Genomic DNA, 11,860 nt, shown 5'->3' with positions numbered 1-11,860 from the left:
CCCTGGGCCGCCACGAGGGCGACCGGGGACGATGCGGGTGGGTACGGCGTCAGCCGGTACGACGGCCCGGGCGAACGGCGCACCGACGCATGCGTCGGGGCCGGTCAGCGCCGGGCGATCAGCTCAGCGGTGCCGGTGGCCGGTGTCCTTGGAACGCACTGCCTGGAGCGCGATACGACGATGATCGTCGATGAATGAGACGCCGTGCGTCATCGGGTCCTCCTCGGGTGTCCACGCCCTGGGGTACGTCCCGACGGCCGAAGTATCCTGGCTTCCGGATCGACGCTCTCCCCCGGCCTTCCAACCGCAGACACACGGCCGTGACTCACGAGGGGGGATCGCTCCCCGGTGACAGTGGCGGGACCGCGTCGGAATTGCACCGACTTCCTTCACTGCCGTCAGGCCGCGAATGCTGCCACACCGCCGCGTCACCGGTCAACGCGGACCCCGGCGTCGCCCGGTCACGCCCACCACATCGACCTGCGGAAATATCGGTGCGCGGGGGGTCGAGTGTTGCCGTGGCAGGGTGGGGTGGTGCGGTGGCAGGGGGCGAGGTGTCCACGCGGGCCCTTTGGAGCTGATGTCGTCAACGATTCAGCCGCCTTGACTCCCGGCTGGGACGTACGGCGATGTCGCCAACGATTCAGCTCCAAAGGAGCCGAACGACACACGCCCGGAGCGAAGCGACGCCCGCCCAGGGCCGAGCGACGCCAGGGTCAGCGGGCGTGACGTTCCGGGTGGGCCCGGCTCCAGGTCCGCATCCGTTCCGGGTAGCCGGTGCGCGCCGCCTCGTAGAGCGGCACCGCGTGTTTGCGGGCGATGGTCCCGGCCGCGCGGGGCGTTCCGGTACGGCGACGGATCCACTCGCCGTCGTGGGCGATCGCCACCACCGTCGTGTCCGTCGCGGTCGTCTCCGGTTCCAGGTAGAACTCCACCCCGCGCCGGGTGGCCACGAACGCCTCCAGCGCCGCGAGGTCGTCGCGGGTCGCCTCCCGGTCCAGCTTCGTCGGAGTCGGCTCGGCACCCCGTGACCGGCGATTGAACCAGCTCATGCCCCGCCCCTCTCCTCGACACCTCTCCAGTGCAGCACCGATTCCTGGCAATACGCTGCACGCCGGATGGGAGACAGCTGACCTGCGTCGGGAAGGCCCTGTGGAACCCGCGGCGGGTGGGCGGTGTCATGAGTGTGATCCGAACGGAGGCTCCCCTGGACGACGAGGCGCTCGTCACCCGCGCTCGGGCAGGTGACCTGGAGGCGTACAACCTCCTGGTCGCCCGGCACACCGCGTCCGCGTACCGGACCGCGGTGCTGCTCGGCGCCGGCTCGGACTCCGAGGACGTCATCCAGGAGGCGTTTGTGAAGGCGTACCGGAAGTTGTCCCGTTTTCGCGGCGACTCGTCATTCCGGTCGTGGCTGCTCACGATCGTCGCCAACGAGACCCGCAACCTGCACCGCTCCCGTGGCCGGCGCGACGGGCTCGTCCTGCGGGCGGCGGCAGCGGACCCGACGTCCGAGGTCGCCGAGGACGACGCGGTCGGCGCGGTCCTCGCCGGGGAGCGCCGGGCGTCGCTGGTGCAGGCCCTGCGACAACTGCCGGTACGCGACCGCGAGGTGATCGTCTGCCGGTTCTTCCTCGATCTCACCGAGGAGGAGACGGTGGCGGCTCTGGGTTGGCCCCGGGGAACTGTGAAGTCGCGCACGTCCCGGGCGCTGGCGAAGCTTCGCGGCCTGCTCGACAGTGCGGAGGTCCGGCATGGGTGACCTCGAACGGGAACTGCGTGACCTCTCCACCTGGCTCGACACACCCGATCCTCCTGACGTGACGGCCCAAGTCCGCGCACGGCTCGACAGGCCCACGCGCCGGTGGCGTGCGCTCGTCGCGGCGGCGCTCGTCGCCCTGATCGTGGCGGTGGTGTTGCCGCCGAGCCGGGCCGCCATCGCCGACGCCGTCACGGGGCTGCTGCGCTTCGCCGGTGTCAGCATCGCCACCGCGCCCGCCCCGACGCTGCCCAGCGGTGGTGCCTCGCCGTTGCCGGGGCAGCGCGCCGCCGGCCTGGAGGAGGCACAGCGAGCGGTACGGTTCCCGATCCGCCTGCCGGCGAAGCTGGGTCCGCCCGAGCGGGTGCTGGTCGCCGACCCGGATGCCACGGGGCGGTACCGGGTGGCGACGCTGCTCTACGACGGGGGCGGGCTGCGCGTCGACGCCTTCGATGGTCGCCTCAACCTGTCCTTTCACAAGGAGGTCATCCCGCCGGGAGCGGAGTGGGTCCAGGTCAACGGCGACTTCGCGGTGTGGGTCGACGGCCCACACGCGCTGTCGTACGTGGACCGTGCGGGGAACGTCCGCGAGGAGAGCGCCCGACTGGCCGCCTCGACCCTGATCTGGCAGGACAACGACGTGAGCTACCGGCTCGAGGGCGACCTCACCAAGACCGAGGCGATCGAGATCGCACGCTCACTGCACTAGGAACCTGGCGCGTCCGGGCGGTGTCGGAAAGAGGCGACGGGTCGTCGACGCGTACCGGAAGGAGCGAGATGGTTTCCTGGGGCAGGTTGATGCTGGCATCCTCGGTGGTCCTGCTTGCGGGGTGCACCGCCACGACCAGTGGAGCGACGCCGACGGCGGGTGCGGCCACCACGGCGGGCACCGCGACCGCCTGCGCGGCACGGGTCGAGACGGGGTCCCTGCCGGACTGGGCGGACGCCGGATTCAGCGGGGACGCCCGGGTTCCCCACGTCTTCGGCGCGAAGGGTGACATCGTGGCGGTGTTGTTCGCCCATCCGCTGCGCCAGGTCCGCGAGGACGGGTCCAACAACAAGATCCTCTGGGTGGCTCGCGCCGCCACGACCTCGCCCGACCCGACGGCACCGGCAACCCTGGTGATCACCGCGAAACTGGACGGCACCGACACCCGGGTGACCCGGGAGGTCGCCGGCGGGCCAGGGCCGTCGATCATCGACCTGCCGCAGGCCGGGTGTTGGCGCCTCGACCTGCGCTGGTCCGGGCACACCGACACGATGGACCTGGTCTACGCCCCCTGACAGCACCTCGGGCCGCCTAGGCTGCCGATCATGCCCATGGACGGGCGGGCGGCGGCGGCCCGCAACAACGCCGAATGGTGCGACATCGTCTGCGGCAGCCACGGGCTGGCCGGCCGTACCGACGCCGACGCCTGGTCGGTCCCCCACCGTTCGCCACAGTGGTACCCGGACGCGGTCACCCTGCGGCCGCGCGTCGACGCCGAGGCCCTGCTGGCCCGGATCGACGCGGGGCCCGGCGCGTCGGTGAAGGACAGCTTCGCCGACCTCGACCTGTCCGGGTACGGGTTCCGGGTGCTCTTCGACGCGCAGTGGATCCACCGGCCACCGTTGGCACCACCTGTCGACCCACCGCTGACCCCGGTCACCACTCCCGACGACCTGGCGTCCTGGGCGGCGGCACACGGCGGCGGGGAGTTGTTCCGCCCCGCGCTCCTGGCCGACCCCCGGGTACGGGTGCTCGCCCGCCACGACGACCGGGGTGTGATCACCGGTGGAGCGGTGCTCAGCGGCGACGGTCCGTACGGCGTCTCCAACCTGTTCACCCGCACCGACGGCTCCCGGGACATCTGGCGCGCGGTGTGCGCCACCCTGCCCCACGCGCCGCTGGTCGGCTACGAAACCACAGCGGACCTGACGCCGGCGCTCTCCGCTGGCTTCACCACCACCGGCCCTCTCCGCATCTGGCTGCACTAGCACTCCGGCCACTGCTCCGCGCGCGGACAGCTATGCTGGACGGCATCGGCACCGATCCGGCCATCACCGGGGAGCCTCCGGAAGAACGGGCAGCTCAACTGCCCCAGTAGAACCGGACGTAGCGGCACGTCACGTCGCAGAATTGAGCGGCGCCCGCACCATCGAGGCGCAAGCGGGGTGGTACCGCGGAGTCCTGGCCATACGCCCGGCGCTTCGTCCCCGCGTGGGCAGTGAGCTGATGCCCGCGCAGCGGATGTGAAGTGTAGGGAGAACGTCGGTGCCGGACGGTCCATCGAAGTCGCCATTCGTGCCACTGCCCACCAAGATCGACTTTGGTGCGCTGGACCGCACGGTCATCGAGTGGTGGCAGGCCAACAACGTGTTCGACCGGAGTCTGGAGCAGACCGCCGACGGCCCGTCGTGGGTGTTCTACGAGGGACCGCCGACCGCCAACGGCACGCCGGGCACCCACCACATCGAGGCGAGGGTCTTCAAGGACCTCTTCCCCCGGTACCGGACGATGCGCGGCTTCTCGGTGCCCCGCCGTGCCGGCTGGGACTGTCACGGCCTGCCGGTCGAACTCGCGGTCGAGAAGGAGCTGGGGCTCGGCGGCAAGCCCGACATCGAGAGAATGGGCATCGCGGAGTTCAACGCCCTGTGCCGCACCTCGGTGCTGCGGCACGTCGACGAGTTCGTCCAGCTCAGCGAACGTATGGGGTATTGGATCGACCTGGAGCATCCGTACGAGACGATGTCCCCGGAGTACGTGGACAGCGTCTGGTGGTCACTGAAGCAGATCCACGACGGCGGGCGCCTGGTGGAGGATTTCCGGGTCGCGCCGTACTGCACCCGCGACGGCACGACCCTGTCCGACCACGAGGTGGCGCAGGGGTACGAGACGGTCGTCGACCCCTCCGTGTACGTGCGGTTTCCGGTGCACGGGGAGGTAGCCGGACACAGCGGTGTCGACCTGCTGATCTGGACCACCACCCCGTGGACCCTGGTGTCCAACACCGCCGTCGCCGTACACCCCAGCATGACGTACACGGTCGCCCGCACCGAACGGGGCACGTTCGTCGTCGCCGAACCGCTGACTCGGCGGGTGCTCGGCGACGAGGCGGAGATCCTGGCGACCGTACCGGGGCCGGCCCTGGAGGGCTTGCGGTACGAGCGGCCGTTCGACCTGGTGGACATCCCGGACGCGCACCGGGTGGTCCTCGCGGAGTACGTCACGACCGAGGACGGCACCGGCCTGGTGCACCAGGCGCCGGCCTTCGGCGCGGACGACCTCGCCGTCTGCCGCGCGTACGGGTTGCCGCTGGTGAACCCGGTCGCCCCGAACGGGCGGTTCAACGACGGCATCGACCTGGTCGGCGGCGTGTTCTTCAAGGACGCCGACGCGTTGCTCATCGACCGTCTCAGGGAGTCTGGTCGGTTGTTCCGGCATGAGCCGTTCGAGCACCCCTACCCGCACTGCTGGCGGTGCCACACCCCGCTGATGTACTACGCGCAGCCGTCCTGGTACATCAGGACCACCGAGGTCCGCGACGAGCTGACCCGGGAGAACGAGAACACCAACTGGTTCCCCGAGCACATCAAACACGGCAGGTACGGCGACTGGCTGAAGAACAACATCGACTGGGCGGTGTCCCGCTCCCGGTACTGGGGTACCCCGCTGCCGCTGTGGCGGTGCCCGGACAACCACGTGACAGCTGTCGGTTCCCGCACCGAGCTCGGCGAGCTGGCCGGCGCCGACCTGTCCGAGCTGGATCCGCACCGCCCGTACGTCGACGACATCACCTTCGCCTGCCCGGAGTGCGGCCGGACCGCCACCCGGGTCCCCGAGGTGATCGACGCCTGGTACGACTCCGGCGCGATGCCGTTCGCGTCGTTGGGCTACCCCCACGTGCCGGGTAGCAAGGAAATCTTCGAGCGCACCTACCCGGCTCAGTACATCTGCGAGGCCATCGATCAGACCCGCGGGTGGTTCTACACGCTGATGGCGGTGGGCACGCTGGTCTTCGACAGGTCCCCGTACGAGAACGTCGTCTGCCTCGGGCACATCCTGGCCGAGGACGGCCGCAAGATGAGTAAACACCTGGGCAACATCCTGCTGCCGATCCCGTTGATGGACACGCACGGCGCCGACGCGGTGCGCTGGTTCATGGCCTGCTCCGGCTCACCGTGGTCGCCGCGCCGGATCGGGCCCGGCCCACTCGACGAGATCGTCCGCAAGGTCTTGATGACCTACTGGAACACCGCGGCGTTCTTCTCCCTCTATGCGGCGAACACGACGTGGGCGCCGCACCTGGCGCAGCCGGTCGCCCAGCGACACGTGTTGGACCGGTGGATCGTCGGCGAGGTCCACGCCCTCGCGGCCGCCGTGGACGAACGTTTGCAGAACTACGACACGGCGCGCGCCGGCCGACTGCTCGCCGACTTCATCGACGACCTGTCGAACTGGTACGTGCGGCGGTCGCGGCAGCGTTTCTGGGAGGGCGACCCCGACGCCCTCACCACCCTGTGCGAGTGCCTCGACATCCTCACGCGGCTGCTCGCGCCGTTCATTCCCTTCGTCACGGAGGAGGTGTGGCAGCAGGTCGTCCGGCGGGGGGCCGCATTGGCCCCGGAGTCGGTGCACCTGGCGACCTGGCCCACACCCGACGCCACGCTGATCAGCGCGGAGTTGTCGGCCCAGGTCGCCACGGCGCGGGCGTTGGCGGAGGCGGGCCGGTCCGCGCGTAAGACGAGCAGTCTGCGGATCCGTCAGCCGTTGAGCCGCGCGCTCGTGGGGCTGCCGTCCGGCACCGTTCTCCCGCAGGCGTTGCTGGACGACATCGGCGACGAGTTGAACGTCAAGGTCCTCGAACCGCTCGATCCCCAGAGCGGGATCATCGACGTGCAGGTCAAGGCGAACTTCCGGACCCTGGGCCGCCGGTTCGGCAACCGCACCCAGCACGTCGCGAAGGCCATCGCCGGCGTGGCCGCCCGGGAGTTGGTCGACGGTGTCCGGGCGAACGGGACGTACCCGCTGTCGGTCGACGGCGCGCAGGTCGAGGTGGGCCTCGACGACATCCTGATCACGGAGGTGCCGCGCACCGGTTGGGTCGTCGAGTCCCAGCGCGGGGCGACGATCGCGTTGGACACCGAGATCACCCCCGAACTGGCGGCCGAGGGCGTCGCACGCGACGTCGTACGCATCGTCCAGCAGGCCCGCCGCGAAGCCGACTTCGAGGTCTCCGACCGGATCACGGTGGCGATCGCCGCGCCCGCGGACGTCGCGGCGGCGATCTCCACGCATCAGAAGCTCATCGCGCACGAGACCCTCGCGCTCCAGCTGACGGTAGTGGACGCGTTGTCGGAGGGGTTCTCCGGCACCGTGGGCGACGGCCACGAGATCGTCGTACACGTCGTGCGGGCCTGAGCGGCAGCGGGGTGGGAGGTCAACGGGGCTGGGTCGGCGGGCGCAGCACGGGCACCAGCAGCAGGGTCGGCAGCAGCAGCAGCGGCACCACCAGCAGCGCGCGCAGGGTGCCGACCTCGTCGCCGATCAGCCCCAGCAACGGCGGGCCACCGAGGAACGCGGTGTAGCCGATCACCGCGACCACGCTCACCCGCACCGCCGCGTGCGCCTCGTCGTCGGCCGCCGCGCTCATCCCGACCGGGAAGCCCAGCGACGCACCGAGGCCCCACAGCGCGACGCCGATGATGGCCACCGGTCCGGAGCCGGCCAGCACGGCCAGGCCGGCTCCGACCACGGCGAGGCCGATGGTGCCGCTGAGCACCGGCACCCGACCCCACCGGTCCAGCGCGACAGTGCCGGCGGTACGCCCGACGGTCATGCCCACCACGAAGACAGCGAAGACCGCCGCGCCGGCGGCCTCGCTCAGGTCCCGTCCGTCGATGAACGCGACGGCCAGCCAGTCGTTGGCCGCGCCTTCGGTGAACGCCGCCACCAGCACGAACAGCCCGATCAGCAGGGTGCGCGGCTCCCGCCAGGCGGCGAGCTGCGCCCGACGGCGGGCAGCCGGGGTGGCGTCCGCCGGATCGCCGGTGTGATCGCTGCCCACGGGCAGGAACGTCCGGGCGGCGAGCGCGGTGCCGGCCAACACCACCACCGCCACCGCGACGAGATGCGCGCCGACCGACACGTCGAACCGGGCCGCCCCGGCGCCGAGCACCGCTCCGGCCACCGAACCGAGGCTCCACCCCGCGTGGAAACGGGGCATGATCGTACGACCCAGCCGCCGTTCCACCGCCGCGCCCTCGATGTTCATCGCCACGTCGCAGGCGCCGGAGCCGTAGCCGAGCGCGACCAACCCCAGGGCGACGACGGCGAACGACCCGGTCGTCGTGGCGCCCAGCCCCGCCACGGTCAGACCGACCGCGACCAGCACGGTGGCCATCGTGACGGTGCGGGCCGCGCCGAATCGCTGGGCGAGCAGGCCGGAGGTGGGCATGGCGAGCAGCGCGCCGACGCTCATCGCCAGCAGCAGCAACCCGAGTCGGCCGGCGGAGAGGTCCAACGCCTCACGGACCGCCGGGACGCGGGAGAACCAGCTGCCGACGGCCAGCCCGTTGAGGGTGAAGGTGACAGCGACGCCGTTGCGGGCGAGCCGCACCGTCCGCAGGGTCGGCGACGTGATGTCCGGGGTCACGGGCCGACTGGTGGGGGCGCTCACGAGGGTGGGTCCTCTTTCTCGGGGTGATCTCCTCGCACGATCGCACACCTGAGAGCGCTACCACCACAAGCGGCAACCGCCCCTTACCGCTGCTGGTTCGGGAGGGGCATGATGTGAGCAGGCGTTGGTCCGACCGGACGGGCCGCCGCGGGAGGCGACGATGACGACAGCGGCACACCGGCCGGCCACTCTCGAGGACGTGGCCCGGGTCGCCGGCGTGTCCCGGTCCACGGCGTCGCGGGTGATCGCCGGCACGGGGTTCGCCTCGCCGACCGCTCGGGAACTGGTCACGGCGGCCGTCGACCAGCTCGGCTACGTGCCCAACCCGGCCGCCCGGGCGTTGGTCCGCGGCGGCGGCGTACGCCTGGTCGTGGCCGTTCTGGGCACCAGCGCCGCGGTGCTGGACGACCCGTACGTGCACCAGGTGGTGGGCTCGGCCGCCCGGGTGTGCACGCCCGCCGGTGTCGGGGTGGCGCTGCACTGGCTGCCGTTCGGCGACCCCCGCAGCCTCGACCAACTCGACGGGGACCGCAGCGTCTGCGGGGTGATCCTGGTCAACACCACCGAGGAGCTGCTGGAGGCGGTGCCGCGGTCGCTACGCGGGCGGGTGGTCTCGATCGGCGTCGGCTCGGCGACGGTGCCGTCGTTCGACGTCGACAACGCCGCCGGCTCCGAAGCGGTGCTGCGCCACCTGTACGCCTCGGGTCGCCGCCGGATCGCCATGGTGACCGGCCCCCGGTGGTTGCCCTGCGCGCAACGCCCCGTGCAGACGTACCGCCGACTCATGGCCGAGGCCGGCCTACCGGAGCGGATACTCCCCGGGGACTTCCGGGCGCCGCGCGGTCGGACGGCGGCCGGCGAGGCGCTGCGCTGCTGGCCGGACATCGACGCGATCTACGCGATCAGCGACGACACCGCGCTCGGGGTGATCGCGGGCCTGCGGGACGCCGGCGCGCGGGTGCCCGGCGACGTCGCGGTGGCCGGCTTCGACGACATTCCGTTGGCCGGGATGACCGCCCCGGCGCTGACCACGGCGAGTCATCCGGTGGGGCGGATCGCCGTCGCCGCGGCCACCGCCCTGCTGGACGGGCGCCCGGCTGCTCCGGTGACCCTCTTCCCGTCCGCCCTGGTGGCTCGGGCCAGCGCCTGAGTCGACACTCAGCCGAGAACGTCGACGGTTAACCCCGCACGGGCCGGGTAACCGCGTCGGACCTTCCGTCCACCGCGAGGAGCGCCCACTCGTGTCCGACTCCGCGCCGTCGCACTGGGACTCGCCGCCGAGCCCTCGGGACGGCCGGTTGACCGCCCGCCGCCACCCGCCGGTGGCACCGGGCCGCACCGGGCTCGTGCCGATGACCGGCGCCGACGGGGACCGGCTGGCCCTGGGGTACGTCCCGGAGCCGGCGACCGACGGTTCGGCGTACCGGTTGGTGCTGCTCCTGCACGGTGCGGGCGGCTCGGCGCGACAGGGACTGGATCTGCTGTTGCCCGTCGCGGACGCGCAGCACCTGCTGCTGGTCGCCCCGGACTCGTCGGCAGCCAGTTGGGATCTGATCGCCGGCGGCTTCGGGGCGGACGTGGGGCGAATCGACGGGCTGCTGAGGGCCGTCTTCGACACCTACCCGGTGTCCGACGTCACGGTCGGCGGCTTCTCCGACGGCGCCTCGTATGCGCTGTCGCTGGGCCTGGCGAACGGGGATCTGTTCGACGCGGTGCTGGCCTTCTCCCCCGGTTTCGCCGCGCCGCCGGTCACCCACGGCCGGCCACGGGTCTTCATCTCGCACGGCGTCGACGACCGGGTACTGCCCATCGACGTGTGCAGCCGCCGCCTCGTCCCCCACCTGCATGACCTCGGTTACGACGTCACCTACGAGGAGTTCCCCGGCGGCCACGACATCCTCGCCCCGATCCGCGACTCCGCCACCACCTGGCTCACCACCCATCCCCCAGGGGCAGGGAACCGCCGCTGATCGGTGCAGGCGTCAGACCGGGGGGAGGCCGAGGGCGTCGTCGACGCGGGCGAGGACGGCGGCGTCGTCCTCCGGGTTGACGCCGCGCAGCAGGTCGATGGCCGTGGCCCGGACCTGACCGATGATCATCGCTAGGGGGAGAGTCTGCGTGGAGCCGAAGAGCTGCCCGGCGGCGTGCACGGCGGCCAACGCCGACTCGTCGGCCCGGGCGGCGTGCTGGTCGGCGGCCTCCTCCTGCCCGTTCAGGTCGGCGGCGAGAGCGGCACCGGCCGCACGGACCGCCTCGGCCAGTGACCGCAGGGCGGCGCCCAGCTCCGCCGGGGCCGGGGTGTGCAGCCGGCTGAGGGTCACGCCCGCACGGGCCAGCACCCGGACGTTGCGGACCGCGTAGTCGATCTGCCGGATCGACTCGTCCACCGAGCGCAGCCGACCGATGTGCTGACGTCGACGGACGTTGAGCCGCAGCGCCTCACCGGCGGCCAGCACCCCGTCGCGCAGCCCGTCCACCCGGACGTCCATCCCGCGGGCCTGCCTCAGTGCGGCGACCGCCGCCGGTTCGTCACGGTCGTCCAGCGCGTCGGCGATCACACCGAGCAGCCCGGCCAACTCGTCGAAGGTCCGTCGCACCTCGGCGACAAGCGGAGCCAGCGGATGCCGGGCGTCGACCAGGAGGCTGGCCGCGAGCGCGACCGCACCGCCGACCAGCGCGTCGACGAAGCGGAACGGCACCAACGACCCGTCCGGCGGTGCGACCACCACCAGGTAGAGCGCGGAAACGGCCGCCTGCACCAGCGTCACGCCGGTGGCGCCGAAGGCCACCGCGAGGAGGACGGTGAGCAGGATGACGGTGAAGACCGTCCAGGTGCTGCCCGGGCCGAGCGCCTGTACCACCAGGTCCGCGACGAGCACCCCGGCGGCGACCCCGAGAACGACCTCGACTGCTCGGCGGATGCGCTGCCCCCGGGCCTGACCGAGGACGATCAGCGCGGCGGCCGGCGCGAAGAACGGCTGCGGGTGCCCGAGCAACCGGGTGGCCAACAGCCAGGCCACGGTCGCCGCGACGGTCGCCTCCAGCACCGGCCGCCAGCCGTGCCGCAACCGCCCGCCGGCCCTCCGCAGGCCGCTGAACCGCACCATCTCCTACACCCCCGCCCTCTCCTACCCGCGCCAGCCGACCTGCCGTGCCCCGGTCCACCGCCACACCGCCGACGCCGCCACCGCACCGCGTCACACCGCACCGCACCGCACCGCACCGCACCGCACCGCACCGCACCGCACCGCACCGCAGCGCCGGCCCCGGCACCGCGCCGCCATCACCACCCCGCCACCACGCGGTCAGCTCACGACACCGCGCCACCAGCTCGCGGTGCCGCCGCCCGACCTACCGCAGCATGTCGTCCGCGCCCCCTTTGGAGCTGATGCCGTAAACGAATCAGGCTCGATGTCGTAAACGATTCAGCTCCAAAGGACCC

At 72.0% G+C, this 11,860-nt stretch carries 10 protein-coding genes and 1 riboswitch; of the genes, 7 read left to right on the top strand and 3 right to left on the bottom strand.

What is annotated here, in order from left to right:
• Positions 1–260: 260 nt before the first annotated feature.
• Positions 261–390, bottom strand: a riboswitch (cobalamin riboswitch).
• 326 nt (positions 391–716) lie between these two features.
• Entirely contained in the window at positions 717–1,052 is a 336-nt protein-coding gene (locus KBX71_RS22175) for a hypothetical protein (RefSeq protein ID WP_210819863.1), read from the bottom strand.
• Between the two features lie 128 nt (positions 1,053–1,180).
• Here KBX71_RS22175 and KBX71_RS22170 point away from each other — a divergent pair, with 128 nt between their 5' ends.
• The 5 genes from KBX71_RS22170 (at position 1,181) to ileS (ending at position 7,160) form a co-directional block, all read left to right on the top strand.
• Positions 1,181–1,762, top strand: a complete 582-nt coding sequence (locus KBX71_RS22170; RefSeq protein WP_210819862.1) for an RNA polymerase sigma factor — start codon at positions 1,181–1,183, stop codon at positions 1,760–1,762.
• Positions 1,755–2,468 carry a hypothetical protein gene (locus KBX71_RS22165; RefSeq protein ID WP_210819861.1) on the top strand — a complete coding sequence of 238 codons (714 nt, stop codon included), beginning with the start codon at positions 1,755–1,757 and terminating at the stop codon, positions 2,466–2,468. The genes KBX71_RS22170 and KBX71_RS22165 overlap by 8 nt, the downstream gene beginning before the upstream one ends.
• Before the next feature lie 89 nt (positions 2,469–2,557).
• Positions 2,558–3,043, top strand: coding sequence for a hypothetical protein (locus tag KBX71_RS22160; RefSeq protein WP_247683908.1), 486 nt, complete (start codon positions 2,558–2,560; stop codon positions 3,041–3,043).
• Positions 3,044–3,073: 30 nt separating this feature from the next.
• Entirely contained in the window at positions 3,074–3,736 is a 663-nt protein-coding gene (locus KBX71_RS22155) for a hypothetical protein (RefSeq protein ID WP_210819859.1), read from the top strand.
• A gap of 277 nt (positions 3,737–4,013) precedes the next feature.
• On the top strand, positions 4,014–7,160 hold the full coding sequence (gene ileS, locus KBX71_RS22150; RefSeq protein WP_210819858.1) for an isoleucine--tRNA ligase: 3,147 nt from the start codon (positions 4,014–4,016) through the stop codon (positions 7,158–7,160).
• A gap of 19 nt (positions 7,161–7,179) precedes the next feature.
• Here ileS and KBX71_RS22145 read toward each other — a convergent pair whose 3' ends face one another.
• Positions 7,180–8,418, bottom strand: coding sequence for an MFS transporter (locus tag KBX71_RS22145; protein WP_307847236.1), 1,239 nt, complete (start codon positions 8,416–8,418; stop codon positions 7,180–7,182).
• Positions 8,419–8,578: 160 nt separating this feature from the next.
• Here KBX71_RS22145 and KBX71_RS22140 point away from each other — a divergent pair, with 160 nt between their 5' ends.
• A complete protein-coding gene (locus KBX71_RS22140) occupies positions 8,579–9,568 on the top strand; it encodes a LacI family DNA-binding transcriptional regulator (RefSeq protein WP_210819857.1) in 990 nt (329 codons plus the stop codon).
• A 91-nt stretch (positions 9,569–9,659) separates the two neighbouring features.
• On the top strand, positions 9,660–10,388 hold the full coding sequence (locus KBX71_RS22135) for a phospholipase (protein ID WP_307847234.1): 729 nt from the start codon (positions 9,660–9,662) through the stop codon (positions 10,386–10,388).
• A gap of 12 nt (positions 10,389–10,400) precedes the next feature.
• Here KBX71_RS22135 and KBX71_RS22130 read toward each other — a convergent pair whose 3' ends face one another.
• Complete coding sequence (locus KBX71_RS22130) at positions 10,401–11,525, bottom strand: aromatic acid exporter family protein (protein ID WP_210819856.1); 1,125 nt, start codon at positions 11,523–11,525, stop codon at positions 10,401–10,403.
• Positions 11,526–11,860: the final 335 nt, after the last annotated feature.

The sequence above is a fragment of the Micromonospora sp. D93 genome (genome assembly GCF_018070365.1).
Classification (GTDB): domain Bacteria; phylum Actinomycetota; class Actinomycetes; order Mycobacteriales; family Micromonosporaceae; genus Micromonospora; species Micromonospora ureilytica.
The sequence above is the reverse complement of the archived record's forward strand: the minus strand, read 5'-3'. Positions and strand labels throughout refer to the sequence as shown.